The sequence below is a fragment of the Tamaricihabitans halophyticus genome (assembly GCF_004340875.1).
GTDB lineage: Bacteria > Actinomycetota > Actinomycetes > Mycobacteriales > Pseudonocardiaceae > Tamaricihabitans > Tamaricihabitans halophyticus.
This window is the reverse complement of record NZ_SLXQ01000008.1, coordinates 169,190-191,859: the sequence shown is the minus strand read 5'-3', so window position 1 is coordinate 191,859 and position 22,670 is coordinate 169,190. Positions and strand designations below refer to the sequence as shown.

The 22,670-nt window shown below is 65.8% G+C and carries 22 protein-coding genes; 12 read left to right on the top strand and 10 right to left on the bottom strand.

Annotation, left to right across the window (positions count from 1 at the left end):
- Positions 1-28: 28 nt before the first annotated feature.
- Complete coding sequence (locus tag EV191_RS18760; protein ID WP_132878398.1) at positions 29-802, top strand: tyrosine-protein phosphatase; 774 nt, start codon at positions 29-31, stop codon at positions 800-802.
- On the opposite strand, the gene EV191_RS18755 is transcribed toward EV191_RS18760, so the two are convergent.
- Positions 771-1,661 (bottom strand): TetR/AcrR family transcriptional regulator, encoded by an 891-nt coding sequence (locus EV191_RS18755; protein ID WP_132878397.1) that lies wholly within the window; start codon positions 1,659-1,661, stop codon positions 771-773. The genes EV191_RS18760 and EV191_RS18755 overlap by 32 nt on opposite strands.
- Positions 1,662-1,955: 294 nt before the next feature.
- Here EV191_RS18755 and EV191_RS18750 point away from each other — a divergent pair, with 294 nt between their 5' ends.
- From EV191_RS18750 to EV191_RS18730, 5 genes are read left to right on the top strand one after another with little or no spacing between them, the layout of a single operon-like run.
- Positions 1,956-3,317 carry a hypothetical protein gene (locus tag EV191_RS18750; protein ID WP_132878396.1) on the top strand — a complete coding sequence of 454 codons (1,362 nt, stop codon included), beginning with the start codon at positions 1,956-1,958 and terminating at the stop codon, positions 3,315-3,317.
- Between the two features lie 26 nt (positions 3,318-3,343).
- Positions 3,344-4,753 (top strand): PTS ascorbate transporter subunit IIC, encoded by a 1,410-nt coding sequence (locus EV191_RS18745; protein ID WP_132878395.1) that lies wholly within the window; start codon positions 3,344-3,346, stop codon positions 4,751-4,753.
- A 5-nt stretch (positions 4,754-4,758) separates the two neighbouring features.
- Positions 4,759-5,061: a PTS sugar transporter subunit IIB gene (locus EV191_RS18740; RefSeq protein WP_165913007.1), complete on the top strand. Its 303-nt coding sequence runs from the start codon at positions 4,759-4,761 to the stop codon at positions 5,059-5,061.
- The gene (locus EV191_RS18735; RefSeq protein WP_165913006.1) at positions 5,058-5,495 is read left to right on the top strand and encodes a PTS sugar transporter subunit IIA; all 438 of its coding nucleotides are present in this window, start codon (positions 5,058-5,060) and stop codon (positions 5,493-5,495) included. The genes EV191_RS18740 and EV191_RS18735 overlap by 4 nt, the downstream gene beginning before the upstream one ends.
- Complete coding sequence (locus tag EV191_RS18730; protein ID WP_132878393.1) at positions 5,488-6,237, top strand: sugar isomerase domain-containing protein; 750 nt, start codon at positions 5,488-5,490, stop codon at positions 6,235-6,237. The genes EV191_RS18735 and EV191_RS18730 overlap by 8 nt, the downstream gene beginning before the upstream one ends.
- A 9-nt stretch (positions 6,238-6,246) precedes the next feature.
- Here the strand turns inward: EV191_RS18730 and EV191_RS18725 are convergent, their stop codons facing one another.
- Positions 6,247-7,857, bottom strand: coding sequence for a hypothetical protein (locus EV191_RS18725; protein WP_207894578.1), 1,611 nt, complete (start codon positions 7,855-7,857; stop codon positions 6,247-6,249).
- 97 nt (positions 7,858-7,954) lie between these two features.
- Positions 7,955-9,364 (bottom strand): MFS transporter, encoded by a 1,410-nt coding sequence (locus tag EV191_RS18720; RefSeq protein WP_243659051.1) that lies wholly within the window; start codon positions 9,362-9,364, stop codon positions 7,955-7,957.
- A gap of 75 nt (positions 9,365-9,439) precedes the next feature.
- Here EV191_RS18720 and EV191_RS18715 point away from each other — a divergent pair, with 75 nt between their 5' ends.
- The 4 genes from EV191_RS18715 (at position 9,440) to EV191_RS18700 (ending at position 13,028) form a co-directional block, all read left to right on the top strand.
- The gene (locus EV191_RS18715; protein WP_243659050.1) at positions 9,440-10,201 is read left to right on the top strand and encodes a TetR/AcrR family transcriptional regulator; all 762 of its coding nucleotides are present in this window, start codon (positions 9,440-9,442) and stop codon (positions 10,199-10,201) included.
- 191 nt (positions 10,202-10,392) lie between these two features.
- Positions 10,393-10,881 (top strand): CHAP domain-containing protein, encoded by a 489-nt coding sequence (locus EV191_RS18710; RefSeq protein ID WP_132878391.1) that lies wholly within the window; start codon positions 10,393-10,395, stop codon positions 10,879-10,881.
- 234 nt (positions 10,882-11,115) lie between these two features.
- Positions 11,116-12,351, top strand: a complete 1,236-nt coding sequence (gene eutH / locus EV191_RS18705; RefSeq protein WP_132878390.1) for an ethanolamine utilization protein EutH — start codon at positions 11,116-11,118, stop codon at positions 12,349-12,351.
- A 47-nt stretch (positions 12,352-12,398) separates the two neighbouring features.
- A complete protein-coding gene (locus tag EV191_RS18700; RefSeq protein WP_243659049.1) occupies positions 12,399-13,028 on the top strand; it encodes a TetR/AcrR family transcriptional regulator in 630 nt (209 codons plus the stop codon).
- 213 nt (positions 13,029-13,241) lie between these two features.
- Here the strand turns inward: EV191_RS18700 and EV191_RS18695 are convergent, their stop codons facing one another.
- From EV191_RS18695 to EV191_RS18675, 5 genes are all read right to left on the bottom strand, one after another.
- Positions 13,242-13,751: a tetratricopeptide repeat protein gene (locus EV191_RS18695; RefSeq protein ID WP_132878388.1), complete on the bottom strand. Its 510-nt coding sequence runs from the start codon at positions 13,749-13,751 to the stop codon at positions 13,242-13,244.
- A 298-nt stretch (positions 13,752-14,049) separates the two neighbouring features.
- Positions 14,050-15,336 carry an acyl-CoA dehydrogenase family protein gene (locus EV191_RS18690; RefSeq protein ID WP_132878387.1) on the bottom strand — a complete coding sequence of 429 codons (1,287 nt, stop codon included), beginning with the start codon at positions 15,334-15,336 and terminating at the stop codon, positions 14,050-14,052.
- A 20-nt stretch (positions 15,337-15,356) separates the two neighbouring features.
- Positions 15,357-16,400, bottom strand: a complete 1,044-nt coding sequence (locus EV191_RS18685; RefSeq protein ID WP_132878386.1) for a phosphotransferase family protein — start codon at positions 16,398-16,400, stop codon at positions 15,357-15,359.
- Entirely contained in the window at positions 16,390-18,147 is a 1,758-nt protein-coding gene (locus EV191_RS18680; protein ID WP_207894577.1) for a class I adenylate-forming enzyme family protein, read from the bottom strand. The genes EV191_RS18685 and EV191_RS18680 overlap by 11 nt, the downstream gene beginning before the upstream one ends.
- 64 nt (positions 18,148-18,211) lie before the next feature.
- Positions 18,212-18,856 carry a TetR/AcrR family transcriptional regulator gene (locus EV191_RS18675; protein WP_132878385.1) on the bottom strand — a complete coding sequence of 215 codons (645 nt, stop codon included), beginning with the start codon at positions 18,854-18,856 and terminating at the stop codon, positions 18,212-18,214.
- Between the two features lie 353 nt (positions 18,857-19,209).
- Between EV191_RS18675 and EV191_RS18670 the strand changes: the two genes are divergently transcribed.
- Positions 19,210-20,046, top strand: a complete 837-nt coding sequence (locus EV191_RS18670; protein ID WP_132878384.1) for a crotonase/enoyl-CoA hydratase family protein — start codon at positions 19,210-19,212, stop codon at positions 20,044-20,046.
- 49 nt (positions 20,047-20,095) lie between these two features.
- A complete protein-coding gene (locus EV191_RS18665) occupies positions 20,096-20,869 on the top strand; it encodes an SDR family NAD(P)-dependent oxidoreductase (RefSeq protein ID WP_243659048.1) in 774 nt (257 codons plus the stop codon).
- A 51-nt stretch (positions 20,870-20,920) separates the two neighbouring features.
- On the opposite strand, the gene EV191_RS18660 is transcribed toward EV191_RS18665, so the two are convergent.
- Entirely contained in the window at positions 20,921-21,826 is a 906-nt protein-coding gene (locus tag EV191_RS18660; RefSeq protein ID WP_132878383.1) for an enoyl-CoA hydratase-related protein, read from the bottom strand.
- The gene (locus EV191_RS18655) at positions 21,823-22,617 is read right to left on the bottom strand and encodes an enoyl-CoA hydratase/isomerase family protein (RefSeq protein ID WP_132878382.1); all 795 of its coding nucleotides are present in this window, start codon (positions 22,615-22,617) and stop codon (positions 21,823-21,825) included. Before EV191_RS18655 ends, EV191_RS18660 begins: the two co-directional genes overlap by 4 nt.
- Positions 22,618-22,670: the final 53 nt, after the last annotated feature.

Here is a 22,670-nt window from a genome sequence, read left to right as displayed (position 1 = left end):
TGGCGCGAGCATCTGCTAGAGAAGAAGGGTGCGCTGGATCAAACTGGATGGGGCGGTCAACGTCCGCGATATCGGTGGGATGCCGACCGAAGACGGTAACCACACACTCGGCGGCGCGCTGATCCGAGCCGATAATCTGCAGAATCTCTCCGCCGCCGACGTGCGGATACTTGTCGAGCAGATCGGCGTGCGCACCATTGTCGATCTGCGCACGACAAACGAAGTGAGCTCGGAAGGCCCCGGACCACTGACCGGACTACCCAGCCTTGCCCACCAGCACCTGTCGCTGCTACCCGAGGCTACCGACTCGTCGACCGATGCCGTGGCGGACGCGTTGCTGGTCCGCCAGCGCGCGGCCAGCAAGCGCTACGCCGGCGATACGCTCTCCGTCCATTACCTCGGTTACCTGGAACGACGCCCGGACAGTGTGGTCGCCGCGCTCCGCGCGATCACCGCGTCTCCGGGGCCCGCCATCGTGCACTGCGCCGCCGGCAAGGACCGCACCGGTGTGCTCACCGCGCTCGCGCTCACCGTGGCGGGAGTGCCCCGCACCGAGGTGATCGCCGACTACGTAGCGACCGCCGACCGGATCGAGGCGATTCTCGCGCGCCTGCGCGCCTCGCCGACCTACGCGGCGGACGTCAGCCGGCGTCCCGCGGCTGAGCACGCGCCACAACGGCAGACCATGGCGGCGTTCTTCGAGCAGCTCGACGAAAGCCATGGCGGTGTCTTCAGCTGGCTGACCAACCATGGATTCGGCGCGGACGAGGTCAGTGAACTCCGGGCGAAGCTGCGCCGGTGACCGCCTCGGCCGCGATGTTTCGCTCGACGAAATCCAGCACCTGCTCGCGCATCCTGGCCACGGAACTACCCGGCCGCGCGGTGAGCACCTGGATTCCGAGTCCGTCGATCATGGCGGTGAGCTGCGCCGTGACCAGATTGGCATCGCACTCCCGGAAAGCCCCTTGCCGCTGACCGTCCTCGATGGTCATCGCGATGGTGCGAAACCAGCGGTCGTAGGAATCCCAGTACAGCGAACGCATCTTCGGGTTCAACGCGCTCTCGTTCCACACCTGGAGCCATACCGACCATTCGGAGCGCAACAGCTCACCCGAAGGTAACTGCAACTCGATCAGCCGTAGCAACCGTTCCCGCGCGTTGTCCGTGGCGTGCAACTCCGCCACCTGCCGGTCGAATGCCAACTTGACGTTTCGCCGCAACGCCTCGTTGAGCACTTCCTCCCTGGTGGCGAAGTAGTAATGGATACTCGCGGTACTGGTGCCGCAGGCTTGCGCGATATCGGCGATGCGCACCCTGGCGTAGCCCTGATCCGCGATCAGCTGCCATGCGGTCTCCACGATCCGCCTGCGGGTATCCCCGTGCGAACGGCTGCGCGCCGGACTGTCGGAGCGGGCGGCGGGCGCCGGAATCGCGGTGACGGTACTCGCCTCGTCGCTACCATTTAGTAACCAGTTCACCGTCACACCACAGTGTTCGGCGATTCGCACCAGCTCGTGTGGCGAGAACTTACGAATACCGCGCAGCGACTTGGACAGCTTGGTCTCGTCGAGCTCGATCGCGGCGGCGAAATCCCGCTGCGCGCCAGGAAGCGCACGAATGAGTTCGCGCACTCGCTCACGCAACTCATCTTGCTCGCCCATGGACCACGACGGTATCCGTCGCTTGCGCGAATCGCAAACCCGGCACGTGTGCGCAGGGCTACCCGTTGTGCGCGCATGCGACGCCCACCACCAGCCGACCAGCCAGCCGGGTCGGCCATCCCGCCGGCGGGTAACCCGTCGGACACGGACCGTCGACGCCGTTGCCTTCGCACTATTAGTCCTATGTAGATAGTTATCAAAATTGGTCTTGACCAATTGGGCGAGCCTCAATACCGTCCACTCATCGGACCGGTCCGTCACCTGTGGCCGGCAATCGTGACGGGAGAGTCAGTCGTGCGACGACGCTGGATACTTGGCACGCTGTCCATGGTCCTGCTCGCCGCGTTCGCGCCGGTAGGTAGCGCGGACGAGGGCACACCGGCCGAGCGTGACGCGCGCTGGCAGCTCGCCTACGCGGAAGACTTCAGCGCCGACCCCGACGTGGACGGGCAGCCATGGGTCCGTGATCCGATGGGCCCGGACAGCCCATGGGCCGTGGACGCCTTCGACGACGATGGCCGCGCCTTCAAGGAGATGAGCGACCCGGCTTTCAGCAAGCAGCTGAAGAGCTTGGACGTGTACCGCAAGCAGGTGAGTTTCGGGGATTCCGACTGGCTCACTGCCGAGGTCGCCGCCGTGGACAAGAACAAGGACGGCCGGCCTGACTCCGAACCCGGTTTGTCGACGGTGTCCCTACCAGACGGTACCCGTGGCGGCCTGATCTCCCAGCCAAGCTGGGACGCTGGTGTCCTGGTCCGCCCGAGCAAACCGCTACCCGCCGAGTATCGGGTGGAAATGACCTTGCGCGGTATCGACTTCGGCGGCAAGCGGGATGGTTCGTTCGAGTACGACGGCAAGTTCAACGGCTACACCCCGGAAGGCTGCAAGACCAGCTATCCGTGGACCTTCGAAGGCGCTCTCCCGGACACCGAGCGGTGTGACTATCCAGACGTCACCAACTTCAACGGCTTCTACTACCTGACCATCCTTGATCACGCCAACCCGGCGCCACACGGCAACCCGGGAATCCACTACCGGCGCAAGATCATCATGGATGGCTACTACACCGCGACCGAGAACAACTACGCGACGTGTAACCCCAAGACGGGCGAGATCTACCCGACCCCGGAAAGCAATGCCAACGGCGTCAACGCGATCTTTGCCATGGGCGACAAGTTCCGGAACAACAACATCAGCAACGAGTACTACTTCAAGACCGCCTGTGGTGAGTTCGACGGCACGAAGCCATTCGATCCCGGAGGAAACTATGGCGGTATCCTCACCAGTGCCGAGCTACAGCCGGAACTGCTACCAGATGCCAGCTATACCTTCGCGGTCGAGCGGGACAAGTCCGGTTACACCATCGAGATGAGCGGACCATTCCGCTATGTCGGCGAGACCACTCTGCGGTTCCGGCACGAGTTCGTTGAGGACGGTCGGCCAATCTGGCATTACAATCAACGTCCCGAGGAGTATGACGGCCGCTTCAACCAGCAGCTGACCCACACCGGACCGACTGGCACACACACCACAAGGGACACCTGGCCCGAGGGGTCCGCGTATCCGGATACGTTCATCATCGGCGACCCACACCTGAACTTCTACGAAGGTTCAGCCGTAGTCGGCGATATCCGGCTGTACGTCCCAACAACCTGATCCCAGCACCAACTAGGCGGCATTCCATGGACGTCATCACCGACATCCTGAGCTTCTTCGCGGACAACATCTTCGGCCAGGTTCCGATCCTCATCGGACTGATCACCCTCGTCGGGCTGCTGCTGCAGCGCAAGCGACTCGAGGACACCATCGGCGGCGCGCTACGTGCCACGATCGGCGTGGTCATCCTGTTCATCGGGGTGGACGTGTTCACCGGCGGCCTGACCAGTTTCCAGACCGTACTCGCTGACGCCATGGGCACCACGCCACCGAGTTCGGAGCACACGCTGTCCGGCTTCCTGACCGAGCACGGTGGCAGCGTCGCGTTGGTCATCACCGTGGCGTTCGCGCTACACGTACTGCTGGTGCGGGTGTTTCCGGCCGCGCAGTACCTGTACCTGACCGGTCACCTGATGTTCTGGGTGAGCACGGTTACCGTCGCGATGCTGACGCTGATCGCGCCGGACGCCGACCAGCTCACCCTGGTGCTGTGTGGTTCCGGATTCGTCGCCGCCTACTGGACGCTACAGCCACTGTGGATGCGGCCACTGATGCGCAAGGTGATGCCGGAGGATCGCTTCGGCTTCGGGCACACCAGCTCGATCACCTGCCTGCTTACCGGCGTCGCCGCGAAACCACTCGGCAGCAAGGAAAAGCACGACACGGAGAAGCTCAAACTGCCGCGCCAGCTGTCCTTCTTCAAGGATGTCAACGTCAGTACGGCGCTGATCATCTCGGTGATCCTGTTGCTCGCGGTCGCCTTCGCCGATTCGGAGGTGGTCCGCGCGGAAGCCGCGTCGATGGACGAGAACCTCTCGCCGTGGGTATGGGGCCTACTGGTCGGGCTGCGGTTCGCCGGCGGCATCGCGATCCTGCTCTACGGCGTCCGGATGTTCCTGACCGAGATCGTGCCCGCCTTCAAGGGTCTTTCCGACAAGGTCATCCCGGGTGCCCGGCCAGCGCTGGACGCTCCGACGATCTTCCCGGTCGCCACCACCGCGGTCATGCTCGGCTTCGTGTCCGCGACCGCCGTATTCCTCGCCTGTCTTGGCATCTTCGCGGCGGCCGGCTGGTTCACGCTGGTGCCACCCATGATCATGTTGTTCTTCGTGGGCGGCGCCTCGGCGGTGTTCGGCAACGCGGTAGCCGGCTGGCGTGGCGCGCTACTTGGCGGTGTGCTCAGCGGACTCGTGCTGGCCGCGGGCCAGGCGATCAGCTGGAGCGCACTCGAGGGCAGCGCACCGGAGTTGGCGACACTCGCCGACCCGGACTGGTACGTGATCATCTGGCTGATGAAGCCACTGGAAGCGGTCGGTGGCACGGTGGCGGTATGGCTGGTGCCCGTTATCGCGCTGCTGATTACCGTCGTATCCCTGGTACTAGTGGGTAGGCGGGACCGCACCAAGGAATCCGTTTCAACGACTGAGGAAAGCTGAGGCGCATGGGCCTGGACCGACCGCTCGAAGTGCTCACCGTCTGCGGAGTGGGCATGGGATCGAGCCTGATGCTGAAGATGACCGCCGAGCAGGCCTTGCAGGCACTCGGTGTGGATGCCCGGGTGGAGTGCACTGACGTGTCCACCGCCCGAGGCAAGCAACCGGACGTGGTGATCGGCCAGGACATGCACACGAGCGAACTGCCCGACCTCGCGCCGGTGACCGTCACGATCAGCGACTTTCTGGACGCGGCCGGCCTGGAAACCGCGCTGCGGGAGAAGTTCACCGCGCAGGGGTGGCTGCCGTGACGACGATCGCCGCCCACGCCGGCAAGGACGCGACGGATTGGCGCGCCGCCGTTCGCCAGGCCGCGGAAGCGCTCGTCGCGGCAGGGGCGGCGAGCGCGGATTATCCCGAGGCCTGCGTGCGGATGGTGACCGAGCACGGGCCATACATCGTGCTCGGCCCCGGACTGGCGCTGGTCCACGCGCGACCGGAGGACGGCGGAAACAAGGTTGGGGTCGCGGCGGTCACGCTGACCACCCCGGTCGCCTTCGGGCATCCGGACAACGATCCGGTCGACCTGTTGATCGCCTTCTGCACCCCTGATTCGGACGCCCATATCGCGGCGCTGTCCACAGTGGCCAAGGCACTGGCCAGCGGGCTCGCCGAGCGGCTACGGGCCGCCACGAACGACGACGAGTTGACGACGACCCTACGGGAAGCGCTACCCAGTGTCTGAACCTGAGATCCACACCGAATTCGGCGCCTCGGTGCGAACCTTGCTGACCGAGGCGGATCACGCCTGCGGACCCGCGCTCGCCGACGCGGCCCAGCTGGTCGTGAGTGCCGTGGACGCCGGTGGCGTACTACATGTGGCCGGCGCGGGGCATTCCCTGGCGATGGTCTGCGAAACCTTCTACCGTGCTGGCGGCCTTGCGGCCGTCCGTCCACTGTGGCACCCGGAGCTGTTGCCGCTGAACGACGCCCGGCACAGCAGCGTGGCCGAGCGACGCAGCGGGCTGGCCGAGGCGGTACTCACCGCCGCCGAACCCGCGCCACCGGATGCGCTCGTGGTCTTTTCCACCAGCGGACGCAATCCCTACCCGGTGGAGATCGCGGAACTCGGTGCCGCCCGCGGACTGCCGGTGATCGCGGTCACCTCGCGCGCCGCCAGCGCGGGCGCTTCCGCCCGTTCGGCGAGCACCCTCGCCGAACGGGCCACGGTCGTCCTGGACACCGCGGTGCCCGCGGGCGATGTGGTGTATCCGGCTGGCGCGCCACACACCGCGGCGGTATCCACCATCCTTGCTAGCTATGTGTGGGGACGGCTGCTGGCCGAAGTGGACGACCTTGCCGCCCGGCAGGGCAGCACGCTGCCACGCTGGACCAGCGCGAACCTGCCCGGCGGTGACGAGGCGAACGCTCGACTGTTCGCGCGGTATGCCGGCCGGGTGCCCGAACTGAGCGGCACCAGGGAGTAACCGGCGGTATCAGCTGGTGGCGGCCGCGCGTCGCCGTGCCCGGAGGTTGATCAGCAGGGTGCAGGTGAACGCGGCCGCCGCGGCGGTGAGCATTGCCAGCACGATGCCCACCGCGTTCGTCGAGACGAACGGCGCTACCAGGCTCGGCACGTACGCGGTGGCTTCGGCACCTACCGCACCGACGACGAGTCCGCCGAGTCCCGCGCTGAGCAGCGCGCCCGCGAATACCTTCTTGTCCGCCAGCATGAACGGATAGGAGGCCTCCACGAAGGTGCCAAACCCAAAGTTCACCGCGGCACCCGAAGCGGCGAGGGCTCGCTCCCCGGAAGCCCGTGGCGCCACCAGATTCGCCGTCGTGATGCCAAGGCTGACCATCACCAGCGCGACCAGGTCGATCGCGCCGAAGAAGCTGTGTCCCTTCTCCCCCATCTCGAGCAGTACAAGCGGCAGGATCACCGAGTGGTAGACGCCGGCCATAATGGCCGGCCAGATCACCAGGCCGGCGGCAGCGCCAGCGAGCAACGGACTGAACTCGAGTAGCTGTGTCACGCCGTCCTTGACACCGCCGCCGAGCGCGCTGGTCAAGGGCGCCAGCGCGTAGTACACCAGCAGCCCGGGTACTAGTCCGGCGATTCCGCCGGCCGCGATATTCGCCGTCGTAGCGGGAAACCGGTGCGCCAGCGTCCACGCGAGGAGATAGCTGGCCAGCACGCCAGCCAGCACGCCGCCCACGAATCCACCGACGATGCCACCGGGAACCGAGAGGATTCCGGCTATCGCGCCCGCGACAACACCGACCTCGTCCAAACCAGACACTTTGCGTGCCGCCATCGCCGCGACGACGATCGGCAGTCCGTCGATCAGCGTGTCGAAGACCTCGGACACGACGTCCAGACCGGGGATCTTGCTGATCGCCAACAGCAGAGCCATCGCGATGAAGGCCGGGATGCTGCTCACCATGATCCCGCGTACGCTGATCCGGCGCCACGGGCTGCCCTTGGCGACCGTGTTCGAAGCGCCAAGTACCGGCCGGTACCGCAGGTCCCAGTGCCGCGCCAGTCCCGAGGTGTAGGCAACCGCGCGAGTCGCGTTTGTCGTACCGGTGGTGCCCGAAGCCGAGACCAACCGCAGACCCATCGACTGTGCCGTCGCGATCGACGTGCCGCCGGTACCGCTTGCCGGGAGCTGGCCTGCCGCCGCTGCCCGCACGACCCGCTGGTTGGTCCCCGCTGGATCAGCGCTGATCAGGACCAAGCCGTCCAGTCGACCGGCATGCACCGCCTCGGCGAGTTCGGCGTCGCGACGAGCCGCGAGCTCGTTGATCTCCGCGAGTGAGCCGTGCTGGACCGGCAGCGGTACCCCGTCAACCAGTTCCCAGAGCGTGGCCGGTGCGCTCTCCTCGGTCGAATCCATCGAGCCGGCCGCGGCGACGAACTGGATCGCGGTCAACTCGATCCCAGCAGCGGTCAACTGCCGGTGCACCTCGCCGAGCAACGTGGCCGGGTCGTCGCCGCCATGACTGCGCAGATTGCCGCCGCTACTGCCAAGTACCGCGACACGGTAGGTACGCGCCGTCGGGTCGTCGGGTTGCGCACGCCGCGTCCGCGCCACTGTGGTCACTCCGATTCTGGGTCAGCTGAACGCCCCGCAGCATATCGGGGTGTCCCCCATTCGGGTCAGGCCGCACTGGAGATGCCTCATCGCGCGCGGCAGTCAGCTACCCGGCAACATGCTCCGCCGCACGTGTGCGGGGGAGCATGCCGGCGACCACCAGCGCCGCGAGTACCAGGATTCCCGCGGCCACCGCGATCGCCGTGGTGTAACCGTGAACCACGGCGTCCGGACCGGTGCCGGCGGCGGCCACACTGATCGCGATCGAGTTCAGCAGCGCCGTACCCATCGAGCCGCCGATCTGCTGCGCGGCATTCACGCTTGCGGCTGCCACACCGGCGTCCTCCTCGGCTACCCGCGCGGTCGCGGTGCTCATCGCGGACATCATCGCGCAACCAAGACCGACCCCGATCAGGATCTGCGCGGGAAGCAGCGGCACCAGATAGCCACTTTCCGGTTGCAGGGTCACCAACCAGCCCATCCCCAGCGCGGTGCTGAGTAGCCCGGGAACCAGTACTCCCCGCGCGCCGATCCTGGGCAACAGCCGGCGGGCGAGCACGCTGGAGCCGATCACGATACCGCCGGCAAGCGGCAGAAAGGACAAGCCGGCGACAACCGGTGAATAGCCAAGCACGTCCTGCACGTAGTACGTGACGAACAGGAAGAACCCGAACTGCGCCACATTGGACAGCAGGACGGCGAGCAACGCACCAGCACGGTCCCGGTCAGCGAGGATGCGCGGCGGGAGCAACGGGTTCGCAGCCAGCCGCTGCCGCCACCCGAACAGACCCAACAACACCACGCCCAAGCCGAACAGGAACAGCAGCCACGGGTTCAGCCAGTCGCCGTGTTCGGCGATACCGAGGGCGTAGACAAGCAGCACCAGCCCACCGCAGCCAAGGACGGCACCAAGCGAATCGATACGTACCTTCGGGTCCCGCACCACCTTCGGCATCGTCCACCGCGCGGCGAGCAGGGCAAGCACGGCAATCGGCACGTTCACGTACAGACACCAGCGCCAGCTGAGAAATTCGGTCAACACCCCGCCGGCAAGCAGGCCGACCGTCGCACCCGCGCCGGAGAGTGCGCCGTACACGCCGAAAGCCAGCGCCCGCTCGTCGGGCCGGGAAAATATGGTGTTCAGCAGTGCGAGCGCGGCCGGCGCGAGCAGTGCGGCAAAGACCCCCTGCAGAGCGCGGGCGGCCACAAGTACGCCACCGCTGGCGGCCGCGCCGCCAACGACCGAGGCGGCCGCGAACCCGAGCAATGCGATCACCAATGCCTGACGCCGACCAAGCAGGTCGCATACCCGACCGCCGAGCAGCAGTAGACCGCCGAACGCAAGCGCGTACGCGGTGATGACCCACTGCCGGTCCGCGTCGGACATACCGAGTCCGCGCTGCGCCGAAGGCAGCGCGATGTTCACGATCGTCGCGTCCAGCACCACCATCAGCTGGGCCATGCCCAAAACGGCGAGCGCGCCCCAGCGTCGCGCGGTCAGCTGACCTTGTATCACGGCACACCTCTCGACCCACGATCTAGTTACTCGAACAATGTTCTAGAGATGGACCACCGTACTATAGTGGTCGCCGTGACCGCACGTGATTCGGATGCCAGCAGGGCAAAGGGTGTCGCCGGACAGATCTGGCTGCGCGACCAACCGGCAACCTCGCGGGAAAACCCACCACTGACCCGAGACCGGATCGTCCAAGCGGCCATCGAGCTACTGGACGAGCACGGCGTCGGCAAACTGACGATGCGTCGGCTCGCTGACCATCTGGACGCGGGCACCACGACGCTGTACTGGCATGTGCGAACCAAGGACGACGTGCTTGACCTCGCCCTGGACGCGGTGTTCGGTGAGGTCGACCTGGCCGAACAGGATCTCGAGCACCCGGCGTGCCCAGCCGATCAGCACGACGGGGGCGATGGGGGTGGCGACCACGCCGCCGACTGGGCACGAATTCGTGCGCTACTCCAGCGCTGGCGGGCGGCGCTGCTCGGGCATCCGTGGTCGGCGGCCATCCTCGGCCGCCCGCTACTCGGCCCGAATGTGCTCACTCGGCAAGAGTCGCTGTACCGCGCACTCGCCCGCGCCGGCATCCCAGCGACCCAGCTGCAGAGCGCGGCGTACTGCCTGGCGAACTTCGTGATCGGGAGCACGATGATGGAAGCCGCCTGGCAGTTGCACGATGCCGAGACCGCGCGCGCGGCGGTGCGGGCGCGCATCGCGTCCGCACCGGATGCCTATCCCGCCCTGGCCATCGACCCGCCGCTATCCGGATCCTGGGAAACGACCTTCGATCAGGGACTGGGGTACATCCTGCGTGGACTCGCGGCCGAATCGGCGTGAAGCCCCAGCCCGGCGAAATGTGCGCAAGGACAGCCACAACCGCTCAAGCGAATGCATGAACCGCCCTTCGACGCGCTACTCCTTTCAGCGCAATGGGCTAGCCACCACACGAGACAGTATGCAACGTTAACCTCTGCAAGTTGGAAAATTAGTTTCCACTGGAGGGCACTGTGCAGCTATCACGAAGCAAAATGGCCCGCGCCGTGGCGGCGACCGGGATCGCCTCGGTACTCGCTATGGCCCCACTCGCGCTGTCCACAACGGCCATCGCCGAACCGGCACCCGCCGCGGGCACCGAGCAGGTTCGCATCGCGGACGCCGCGGACGGCACCATCGACGGTGCCATTGAATGGTTCGAAAGCAAGGACGGCGATACCTCCTACGAGGGACTCTGCGAAAAGGCCGTGGAGAACGCCTGGGGCACCACCGGGATCTGGCCGTCGGCCATCGCGCACTGGCAGAACGAGAAGGACTCCGGCAACGCGCACGAGGGCGACACGAACCCACCACGTGGCGCGTTCGTCTTCTGGAACACCAGCCAGTACGGCCACGTCGGCATTGCCGACGGCGAGGGTGGCTTCTACTCCACCAGCGTCAACGGCGCGATCGGACATGGCGACGATCTGTCCTATTTCAGCAACTACCTCGGCTGGAGCGAAGGGAAAGTTCCAGGTAGCTGAACGTCAGCTCGCGACTACGGGCCCGCCGATCGGTGGGCCCGTAGTCGTCTCTACGGCACCGCTTCCCAGCCACACCATCTCGCCACGAATTTTTCGGTCTAGACCGTTTGCGATCGGCCCTCTACCATCGCTGCAGTCGCGAAGCTCGTGCGGACGCGATCCGCACAACGCCGTTGGCGCACCAGAGCCCGGCAACCGGAGCATCACCCGCGGCGAGAAGGCGAGGAGGCTGCGATGGCCGTCGTCGGCAACGTGGTTATTGGCATCATCATGGTCTTCGTGCTGGTCGGCGCGATCGCCGCGATCCGGGACAGCGGTAAGGGGATCGGCAAGGAGTTCACCGAGGGCCTCCATTCGATCGGGCCGATCTTCCTTCCGGTCGCCGGAATCATGGCGTCTATTCCATACCTGTCGCAGTTCACCGAATGGGCGATCGGCCCACTCTTCAACCTGCTCGGCGCCGACCCTGCGATGGCCGCGACCACCTTTATCGCGGTCGATATGGGCGGCTACCAGCTGGCCGAATCCGTGGCCGCGGACCCGGGAAACTGGTTGATGGCGGCGGTAACCGGATACATGGCCGGCGCCACGATCGTCTTCAGCATCCCGGTCGGCCTTGCCATGTTGCAGGCGCGAGACCACAAGTACATGGCGCTCGGCGTGATGTCCGGTGTACTGACCATTCCGATCGGCGTCTTCGTCACCACCGCGATCCTCGCGGCGAACCAGACCGCGCTGCGCGCCGAGGTGTCCACCGATGCGGCGGCCAGCTATCGATTCTCGTTGCCATGGTCGACAATCCTGCTGAACCTGGTCCCGTTGACGATCGTGGTAGTCCTCATCGCGCTTGGCCTGCGGTTCGTGCCCAAGCTGATGGTCACCGCGTTCATCTGGCTGGGCAAGGTACTTGACGCCGTGCTCAAAATCGTCCTTGCTTTGTCCATTGTAGAATACTTTACTGGCGTGTTCACGAAAGTATTCGGCGCGTGGGGGTTCGATCCGATTATCGCCGACGCGGATGACCAGTTCCGTGCGCTCGAGATCGCGGGCTACATAGGGATTATGCTCGCCGGCGCGTTCCCGATGGTCTATGCGATCAGAACCTACCTGGCCAAACCGTTGAGCAAGATCGGCGGGCTGGTCGGCATCAGCCCGGCGGGCTCGGCGGGGATTCTCGCCGCGGCCGCCAATGTGCTGGCCCTGTTCCATCTGGTGAAGAACATTCCACCGAAGGACAAGGTGCGCTGCATCGCCTTCGCGGTGTGTTCCGCATTCCTGCTTGGCGACCATCTGGCCTTTACCGCGAACTTCCAGCCGAACATGATCCTGGCGTTGTTGCTCGGCAAACTCACCGCGGGCATCCTCGGTATCGCACTGGCCAGCTGGATTGCCGTACCCACGGCGCGCCGCCTGGAAGCCCAGGACAGAGCCTCCTGGGTGATCGCCGAAGATGAGTACATACGCGTCTGACCCGCGTCCAGTCTGCGGCGCGATCGACGCGGACGTATGCTGTCCTGGTGGCAACCGCGTTCGAGAAGGCTGGATCGCTCGCACCCATTCAGCGCGGCGCAGGCGGTGCGGCGCTTCGCGAGGCAGCGCGGGAGGTTTTCGCCGAACGCGGCTATCACGGCGCGTCGATCAGGGATATCGCCAAACGTGCTGGGCTGAGCCTGTCCGCGCTGTATTACTGGTACGCGAGCAAGCAGGAACTGTTCGCCGCGCTCCTCGAGGACAGCGTGCAGGATTACTTCGAAACTTGCGATGCCGCACTGCGGGAGGCAGCCGACACTCCCCAGGATCGGCTGCGGGTGCTCGTCCAGGCCACCGTGGACTACCGGGTACGTCGACGGCTGGAGAGCATCATCGCCACCCGCGAGATCCTCAATCTGGAACCGGCGCAAGCCAACCGGTTGGTTGAGCTACGCCGGGCGGCCACTGATCTGTTTCGGGATGTCATCGCCGATGGAATCAGGCAGGGCGTATTCGACTGCGAGCATCCGGATGATTCGCGGCGGTCGCTGGAAGCGGCCTGCAATGCGATCGCGGATTGGTACGACCCTGCAGGCGAGATTACCGCGGACCAGCTCGCCGACCGCTATGCCGATATCGCGCTGCGCCTGGTCGGCTACACCCGCAACGTCCAATAACCGCAGTTGCCCTAAACCGGGACTGTCCGCTGTTCCTGACACTCCCCGACCACGGGTATGTCACCAATCGGACTGTGCTGGTAGACCGCGCTAGCCTCGGCAGGGCGACAACGTGCGGTGCCGACATAGGCAGCCGACCGCTGCCCACATCTGGCTCGACGAACACGCTAACACCGTCTTCACTGTATGGGTGAGCCGAACCGACCTCACCCACTAAACGTTGGCGTCGAGCGACTCCAAATACGACCCATTGCCACGGATCGCAGCCTCGTACCGCAACACTTCGTCGGTGCGGAATCGATCGGCTATGAGATTGAGGACCGATCCAAGTGCAGCATGCGATCGGCCTGCGGCGTGGAGCGTCAGTGCCCGGAATATTCCGAGTGACTCGGATTCCGGAAACTGCTTCAATCCGCAGTCGAAGACAGCCAGACTGTCACCGATACGGTCGAGATTACGGAGAGTGCTTCCGTATTGCAGCAAGCACTGCCGAAGCCACCTCCCGTCCAGACCGGCCTCAATGGCTCGTTCGTAGTAGCCTGCGGCGACTTCTTCTTGGCCAGCAGTGTCGTATGCTCCGCCAACATCATAAAGGACACGAGCGTTATCCGGATGTTGTTCAAGGATCCCATGAAGAGCTTCAATCGTCGGTGCCATGTCCTCCCGATCCCTGGCGCTAAAGATTCTGGCAAGTTCAGCTTCCAGGTCGGTATCGATGGTCATGAGTCCTCCTTGGTGTGGCCCTAGCGTACGGATCGCTGACGTTGCTCAACCCCTGCCTCGAGCAACGTACTGAATCGTATCGCTCGACCAGCTGCACAGTAGACGGCAGTTGCATGCCTCGGCCCAGTTCGCCACGCATGATGACATCGCGCATGTCGACCGACTTGCTGGTGCCGAGGCAGTTTCACGGCGTTAGCGGCCGCGCACACCGTCAACTCATTCGGCTGCCGGCTAAGGCTGGATACGCGGAGCGACTGACAGCGACCGCACGATCCCCTGAAGATCGCGGTTCGGGAGGCTAGGAGTTTGTCGCCGCGCCATCGAGCAGCTCCGCGAATTTCTCGCGCGCGGCCGCCGTTCTGGTTGGCACATGCTCGGTGGGGACCTCCCTCGGCTGGTAGCCGCGCAGGATCCGCCGGGCAACGCTGACCTTGTGCACTTCGTCTGGCCCGTCATAGATCCGCGCCGCACGCGCGTTGCGGTACATCGACTCCAACGGTAGGTCGGTGGTGAAGCCAAGTGAGCCATGCGCCTGGATCGCTCGGTCGATCACGTTGTACAGCACCGAAGCGCCCCAGAACTTGATCATCGCGATATCCGTACGAGCCGCGGCGACCCCTTCGGTATCCATTTTCCACGCCGCGTGCAACGTCATCAGCCGCGCGGCGTGCATCTCGGCCGCCGAGCTTGCCACCCAGTCCTGCACGAGCTGCTTGTCCGCCAGTACCGATCCATGCGTGTACCGGCTCACCGCTCGCTCGCAGAGCATATCGAAGGCGCGTTTGGACTGTCCCAGCCAGCGCATGCAGTGGTGAATCCGGCCAGGGCCAAGGCGTTTCTGGGCCAGTGCGAAGCCTTCGCCCGCACCACCGACAAGATACTCCGCGGGCACCCGAACGTCGTCGTAGCGAACCTCCGCATGGCCGCCCGGCAGGCCGGCTCGCCGGTGCGGTTCGGCCATCGTCGGGACGTCCCGCAGTATCCGCACGCCCGGCGTGTCCGTCGGCACGATGATCATCGAAGCGCGCCGGTGTGGTTCGGCATCCGGATCGGTGACCGCCATGACAATCAGGAAATCAGCAACCGAAGCGTTGGAGGTGAACCATTTGTGCCCGTTGATCACCCACTGATCACCATCGCGCACGGCGCGCGTCGTCAGCAGTGTCGGGTCGGCGCCGGCTCCCGGTTCGGTCATGGAGAAAGCGCTGCGCAGATCGCCGTCCAGCAAGGGCCGCATCCACTTCGCGCGCTGCTCCTCGTCGCCGCCGACCGCAAGTAGCTCGGCATTACCGGAATCCGGCGCGTTGTTCCCGAAGATCGCTGGCGCGTAGCCACACTGGCCAAGAATCTCGTGCATCAGGCCCAGTTTGACCTGGCCGAACCCGCCACCGCCGAGTTCCGGTGGGAGATGCGCCGCCCACAAACCCTGGCGCTTAACCTCCTCGGACAGCGGCCTGGTCGCCTCCGCGAAGGCCTCGGGTCCCAGTTCGACGGTCTCCAGCGGGATGATCTCGGTTCGCACGAACTCGCGCATCCACGCCAACTTCTCCTCGAACTCCGGTTCGGTCGAGAAATCCCATGCCATCGGGCACCTCCACAGTCACGTCACCTCAGTAGACCCAGCTCCCGCACCGCGTCCCGCGCCGCTTCGCCCTGACTACGCACGCTCTGTTCCCTTGCCTGCGCGAGATAGCCATCGTCGCCCATCACGCCGGCGCGATAGCGCGCGTACACGCCGGCGCCGATGCACGCTGAACGCCACCGGGCGAAGGCCACGTAGTACGGCAGGTCGGACACCTCCGTCGCGGTCAGCCGCGCGTACCGTTCGGCAACCTCGGTTCGGCCAGGAAACCCCGGCGCCGCGGTGGGCCCGGGCGTCGCCGGCGGCACCACATCGCCTTCCTGCTCCCATGTGGACAGCAGCCAGCCGAGGTCGGCCAGCGAATCGCCGAGGGTAGCGAGCTCCCAATCGAAGACGGCGAGGACGTGCCCATCGGGGCCGTACGCGATATTGCCGGGCCGGTAGTCTCCGTGCACGATCCCGTCCCGCTGCTCCGGAATATGCGCGACCAGTGCGTCGTGCACCTCGTCGAGCAAGGCGAGGTCGGGAGCACCGGATTGGTGCACCTGCCGCTGCCAGCGACGCAGCTGCCTGGCCAGATAGCCATCCTGCTTCGCCGTACCGGCGAGACCAACCGCACGCGGCTCGATCTGGTGCAATGCGGCGAGGACGTCGATCGTCTGTTCCGCCGCGCGCCTGCGCGCCAACTCGTCGAGTTCACCGGCCGCATCCCGATCAGCGAGCACCAGCCCGGCGACGTAGCCCATGACGTAGAACTCCGCCCCGGTGACCGTGCTGTCCGCGCAGTACGCGAGTGGCTCGGGCACGGGCACGTCGGTGCCGGATACCGCGCTGATGAACCGCCATTCCCTGCTCATATCGTGTGCCGTGGCAAGCACTCCGCCGGTGGGTGGGCGCCGCAGGGCACGCGCCACACCGTCGGCGTCGGTCACCCGATAGGTGAGATTGGACCGTCCACCCGCGATCAGCTCGAATGTCACCGGCGCTCGCAAACCTGGGACGTGCTCGGCCAACCAGGCGTTCACGGCCGCGCTGTCGATTCCGGCCGGCGCCGTGTCATCCGACATGGCCGGCCTCTCGACGAACGGTGATCTCGGTACGCAGATCGCGTTTGAGTACCTTGCCGGTCGGTGTTCGGGGCAGCGGGTTCGTCCAGAACAGCACCGTGCTCGGCACTTTGAAGCTGGCGAGCTGGCCTGCCACGTACTCCCGCACGGCGTCCTCGCTCAGCTCCCGCCCTGCCTCGAGTCGGATCACCGCGGCCACCTCCTCGCCGAGCCGGTCATCGGGGATGCCGACGATCGCGACGTCCGCGACCGCGGGATGCTCGAACAACACCGCCTCGACTTCGGCACAGTAGACGTTCTCGCCACCGCGCACCACCACGTCCTTGAGCCGGTCCACGACATAGACCCAACCTCCGCGCTGGTAACCCAGATCGCCGGTACGAAACCAACCGTCGACGAAAGCAGCGGCGGAAGCATCCGGGTTGTTCCAGTAACCACGCACCACATTGGGGCCGCGAAACCACAGCTCGCCCACGGTCTCCTCCGGCACATCCCGCTCGGTCGCGGGATCCACCACCCGCAGGTCCGCGCCGGGCATGCACCGGCCCACACTGTCCGGATGCGACACATAGTCCGCGGCGGAATTGCTCACCACCGCCGAGGTGGTTTCGGTGAGCCCATACCCGTTCGAGGGCGCCACGGTAGTCGCGAACATCCCGTCGATCCGTCGGACCAGGTCAGGCGGAATCGGTGCGCCGCCCATCGCGAGTCCACCGAGGACATCCAACCCCGCGCGCCGCCCGGCCGCCTCGGCGAGGAGCTCGCGGATCACCGTGGGCACCCCGTTGACCCCGCTCAGTCGTTCTCGAACGACCAGGTCGAGCGCCAGGCGCGAGTCCCAGCGATACATGGTGACCAGTTTGGTGCCGCTGAAGGTGGCGAAGCAGAGCCCAGTAATGCCCGCGATGTGGAAGATCGGGAAGGTCAGCAGTGCTCCGGGTTGCACCGCCTCCGGGCCCGCCGGCTCCGGCGGTGCGCCACCGTTGTTGACAATCGCGTTCACCGTGTGGCCGAGCAGCGTGTTCTGGATGTTGGTGCAATGGTTGCGATGGCTACCGATCGCGCCTTTCGGACGCCCGGTGGTACCCGAGGTGTACAGAATGGTCGCATCGTCTTCGGGTTGCACGCCTACGTCCGGGAGCGGCGCGTCCAGATCGAGCGCGCCCAGTACGTCACGCCAGTTCCGCGCGCCGGTATCCCCTTCCCCACGCACCTCGATCATCGCCAGGCCGTCGAGGTCGGCGCGCCGGCTGGCGAGCAGCCGGATGCGTTCCGCGTCGGCGACGAGCAGCGTGGCGCCGCTGTCCCGCAACGCGAAGACCAGTTCCTCGGCAAGCCACCATGCGTTCAGCGGTACGGCGATCAGCCCAGCCAGTTGTGTCGCCCAGAACACCGGGCCCCATTCCGGGTAGTTCCGCATCGCGATGGCCACCCGATCACCGGGGCGCAGACCGTAGTCCTGGCGCAGCAACTGAGCCAGCCCCACGGCGATTCGGTAATGTTCGGCGAAGCTCCATCGTAGGTCCGCGTATACGAGGAAGTCCCGATCGCCGAACTCCCGGCTGGCTATCGCGACCTCGCGTAACGTCTGTGGCCCGCCGGAATACACCCGCATCGGAATACCGCGTATCTCGGCGGGCACGATCTCGAACTGCCCGCCGTTCGCGGTCAGCCGGGCAACGACCGGGTCACGTACGCCGGTGTCGACAGGAGCGTCCAGGTCGCGCGGTTCGCTGAGTCCGGCCACAGTGCCTCCTTGCGCGTTCGGCGTACCCGTATGGTTATCGCCGCCGGAAGCCGCCGAACGATGCTCAGCCGATCCGTCGGCCGGCAAGATCCAGGGCCAGTTCCTGGTAGCGACGAGCGATTTCGGTGCGTGAATGCGGCCCCTCCGGGCGATACCAGCTGGCCACTCCGGTGCACATCACCACGATCGCGCGCGCCGCATCGCGCGGATATGCCGTGTGAAACACGCCTTCCCGGGTACCGCCGAGCAGTACGCGATCGAAGAATCGTTGCTGTTTGCGGCGTTTCGCCAGATGTTCGCCGCGGAAGGGTTCGGCGAGGGCACGTACTTCGCTGGTACCGAGCATCGTGCCGTGCTGATCCTCCAAATGGAACCGCACGTGTACGTCGACGATCCCGCACAGCTGGTCGATCGCGCGCGGACCGGCGGCGGACAACGCCTCGCCAGTGCGCTCCAGCAGCTCCTCGATACCCCGGTCCATGATCGTGACCAGCACATCGTGCTTGGAAGGGAAGTGGTGGTACAGCGCGGCAGGACTGACCCCTGCCCGATGGGCGATATCGCGTACCGAGGTGCCGTGATAGCCATGCTCGGACATCACTTCGATGCTCGCGGCGAGCAACGTATCGACTCCCGCGGGGCCAAGCTCGCTGTTCACGGTACGCCTGCCCCTGCGACGCCGTCCCGCTTCCTGTTCGGCTGCACTCATCACGCAGGTAACCTCTCCCCCAGGCGGCTACCGAGGTCCGCTGCCGCATCCAACGTGTACTCATCGGCGACGCACTTCAGCTAACCCGCCCGAAGCCAGCACACCCTCGACTGGCGCCCTTCGTGGTCCACAATGGAGGATTTCGGACACGGAAAACTCCGATCTCCCCCTTCGCGAGCTCCTTAACAGTTGTTCAGTTACGATTGCAGCATGACCGGCGCGCTAAGCACAAGTGCTCACCCCGAAGTCGCCGAACGAAACCGCGCACTTCCAATACGGTCAGTATTGACTCCTTCGGTGTCGGAGCTCTAGCGTCCGATTGAGGAACCGTGCCGTCGCAAAGGAAGTGTCCCGTGACCGAACAGGGCCCTGAAACGGCTACCGACCGGGTTACCTGCGAGATCACCGAAGGCGTTGCCGACGTTCGGTTGAATCGACCCGAGAAGATCAACGCTCTCGACCAGGCCATGTTCGAAGCGCTCGTACACACCGGGCTACGACTCGCCGCGGAGCCGACCGTTCGCGCCGTGGTGCTCTCCGGCATCGGACGCGGATTCTGCGCTGGCTTGGACTTCGACAGCTTCCGCGCGATGGCTGATGGCAGCCGCACCGCGCCGAGCGGTGCCACCCCTGCCGCGGTCGGTCCGGCGCGCGCTCTCGGCCAGCAAGCCGCACACGTCTGGGCCCAGCTTCCGGTTCCGGTGATCGCCGCGGTACACGGCCATGCGCTGGGCGGCGGATTACAGATCGCTCTTGGCGCGGATATCCGGATCGTCGCCCCGGACGCGAAACTATCCGTAATGGAACTGCATTGGGGCTTGGTTCCGGACATGACCGGCACCCAGCTGCTACCCGAGCTCGTCGGTCGCGATGTCGCCAAGGAACTCACCTTCACCGCCCGGGTGTTCGACGGCCATGAGGCCGTCCAGATTGGACTGGCAACCAGGTTGGCCGAGGACGCCTTCGGCGCGGCACACCAGCTGGCTGGTGAGATCGCCGGGAAGAACCCACATGCCATACGCGGCGCGAAGCGCCTACTGGACATGGCCGGCTGTGCCGGCCTCGAGGAAGGCTTCGCCGCCGAACAGCGCGAGATCGGTGCCCTGATCGGGAGCCCGAACCAAATCGAGGCGGTCCGCGCCAACCTGGCCAAGGAAACCCCGACATTCGTCGATCCACCAGCGGACTAGCCGCCATCGTGCACATTGTCGACGGCGAACCGACCGACAGGGAGTAATCGTGCCGAATGTGCCCAGCCCCTTTGACCTGACTGACCACGTGAGCCTGGTAACCGGGGGAAACTCGGGTATTGGGCTTGGCATGGCGGAGGGTCTTGCCGCCGCCGGCGCGAAGGTATGTATCTGGGGAACGAACGCGGAACGCAACGATCGCGCGGTTACGCGATTGCGCGAGTACGGCACGGCACAGGCCGTGCAATGCGATGTGGGTGAACCCGATCAGGTTGAACGGGCCATGGCGCGCACCATCGAGGAGTTCGGCCGAGTGGATTCCTGTTTCGCCAACGCCGGCGTGGGCAGTGCCGGGAAACCGTTCCTGAACACCGAGCTCAGCGAGTTCCGTCGGGTGACCCGAGTGAACCTGGATGGCGCGTTTCTCACCCTACAGGCCGCGGCTGCCCAGATGGTGGCACAGGGCACGGGCGGAAGTCTGGTCGGTACGGCGAGTCTCGCCGCGCGGCAGGGCCAGCCCCGTGGGCAGGCGTACGCCGCGAGCAAGGCCGGCCTGGTGGCCATGATGCAGGCAATTGCCGTCGAACTCGCCAAACACAAGATCCGGGCGAACTCGATCCTGCCCGGTTGGGTGAGCACACCCCTGGCCGACCCTGCCCTGGAGTCCGAGGGGTTCCAGCGCAGGGTCTTGCCAAGGATGCCCGTGCGCCGTTGGGGTGATCCCACGGATTTCCGGACGATCGCCGTCTATCTCGCCAGCCCGGCCAGCGCGTTCCACACCGGGGACAGCCTCACCATCGACGGCGGTTATGTCATGTTCTAGCCAAGTGCTGAATCCGGCCCCGCTTCCGATGTGGACTACCAGTCACTGGGGCTACCAGTCACTGGGCCGTGCCGGCCACCGTGGGATGGCGGCCGGGTAGTCGGCGCTGAGTCGCATTGGAAACCGCGCGGCACGCTTCTCCAGGAACGCCGTGACCCCTTCCGCGGCGTCCGCCCCGGCTCCCAGTTCGACCATCGCCTTCGAGTCGTAGCGATGCGCGTCCCAGGGTGTCGGCGATCCGAGCATGCTCCAGAGCAACTGCCGCGCCACGCCAACCGAGATCGCCGAGGTGTTGGTCACGATCTCGCCGGCGATCTCCCGTGCCACCGGCAGCAACTCGTCGGCAGGGACAACTCTGGAGACGAGGCCACCTGCCAATGCCTCGGCCGCGTCGAACACCCGCCCCGTTGCCACCCATTCCATCGCTTGCGAGATACCCACGACTCGGGGCAGAAACCAGCTGGACGCCGCTTCCGGGATGATACCGCGCCGGGCGAAGACGAAGCCGAACCTGGCTTCCTCGGCGGCGATCCGGATATCCATCGGCAGCGTCATCGTCACGCCGACTCCGACCGCGGGACCGTTGATCGCGCCGATCACCGGTTTGCGCATCTCGGCGATACGCAGCGACACCGTGCCCCCGCCGTCCCGAGGCACTCCGTCTACCGTGCCGAGCGGGGTTTGGCTGGCTCGCCCGTTTTCCTCCGCGTCGAACGTCGCGGCACCTCCACCAAGATCGGCTCCGGCGCAGAACCCACGCCCTGCACCGGTCACCAGCACCACACGCACCGCATCGTCCGCATCGGCCACGTTGAACGCGTCGATCAGTTCGGTTGCCATCGTGGTGGTGAACGCGTTCAGCCGATCAGGTCGCCGCAGGGTAATCGTAGCGATGCCATCCGCGCTGGTGTAGTCGATCTCGGTGTACGGTGGTCCGTCCAATGTGCTCTCACTCATGGCACCATCCAGCGTCCGGTGAACTCGGGCTCGGTCTTGTCACGGAAAGCCGCGAATGCGGCTGGCGCGTCCGCGGTGGCGAAGTTGACCGCCTGCGCCCGTGCCTCGCCGGTCAACGCCTCCCGCAAGGTGCTGTCCGCCCCGGCATTGAGTAGTGCCTTCGACTGCGCGAGCGCCACCGGCGGTCCAGCGGCGAGCTGCTTGGCGATCTCCGTGACGACGCCGTCCAGCTCATCCGGCTCGGCCACCCAGGTGACCAGCCCCAGCTCCTTCGCCTCGGTCACGTCGAGGAAGTCCGCGAGCAGGGCGATCCGCTTCGCCTGTTGCAGGCCAACCAGTTTGGGCAGTAGCCAGGAGCCGCCGAAGTCCAGCGAAAGGCCACGCCGCGCGAAGATCTGGCTGAACCGGGCTCGGGTGGATGCGGCGACCAGATCGCAACCGAGCGCGAGATTCCAGCCGGCGCCCACCGCGACGCCGTCCACCTTGGCAATCGTCGGCTTGTCCAGCTCGTGCAGCCGGATGGCGACCTGGTTGACGCGCTTCATCCGCTCCAGCGGATGGATGTCGCGGCGGCTGCCACTGAGATCGGCGCCAGCGCAGAAGTCCCCACCGGCTCCGGTCACCACCACGGTTCGGACGGCGTCGTCGGTCGCCACCGTACTCAGCGCGTCGTGCAGTGCCTCCCAGGTCGCGACGTCGATCGCGTTCTTCACGCTCGGGCGGTTGATGGTGATCGTCGCGACGTGGTCCTCGACGCTCAGTAGTACGGTCGACGCTGGTTCCCCGGTCATCGTGGAAGTCCTTCCATCGTCGCGCCAGGTAACCAGTTCATACAGGTCGTCCC

What these genes read in the sequence shown, in the direction of transcription:
- EV191_RS18755 (WP_132878397.1), bottom strand. Translation starts at nt 1,661, where the DNA reads ATGGGCGAGCAAGATGAGTTGCGTGAGCGAGTGCGCGAACTCATTCGT.
- EV191_RS18745 (WP_132878395.1), top strand. Translation starts at nt 3,344, where the DNA reads ATGGACGTCATCACCGACATCCTGAGCTTCTTCGCGGACAACATCTTC.
- EV191_RS18740 (WP_165913007.1), top strand. Translation starts at nt 4,759, where the DNA reads ATGGGCCTGGACCGACCGCTCGAAGTGCTCACCGTCTGCGGAGTGGGC.
- EV191_RS18710 (WP_132878391.1), top strand. Translation starts at nt 10,393, where the DNA reads ATGGCCCGCGCCGTGGCGGCGACCGGGATCGCCTCGGTACTCGCTATG.
- eutH (WP_132878390.1), top strand. Translation starts at nt 11,116, where the DNA reads ATGGCCGTCGTCGGCAACGTGGTTATTGGCATCATCATGGTCTTCGTG.
- EV191_RS18695 (WP_132878388.1), bottom strand. Translation starts at nt 13,751, where the DNA reads ATGACCATCGATACCGACCTGGAAGCTGAACTTGCCAGAATCTTTAGC.
- EV191_RS18690 (WP_132878387.1), bottom strand. Translation starts at nt 15,336, where the DNA reads ATGGCATGGGATTTCTCGACCGAACCGGAGTTCGAGGAGAAGTTGGCG.
- EV191_RS18685 (WP_132878386.1), bottom strand. Translation starts at nt 16,400, where the DNA reads ATGTCGGATGACACGGCGCCGGCCGGAATCGACAGCGCGGCCGTGAAC.
- EV191_RS18675 (WP_132878385.1), bottom strand. Translation starts at nt 18,856, where the DNA reads ATGAGTGCAGCCGAACAGGAAGCGGGACGGCGTCGCAGGGGCAGGCGT.
- EV191_RS18660 (WP_132878383.1), bottom strand. Translation starts at nt 21,826, where the DNA reads ATGAGTGAGAGCACATTGGACGGACCACCGTACACCGAGATCGACTAC.
- EV191_RS18655 (WP_132878382.1), bottom strand. Translation starts at nt 22,617, where the DNA reads ATGACCGGGGAACCAGCGTCGACCGTACTACTGAGCGTCGAGGACCAC.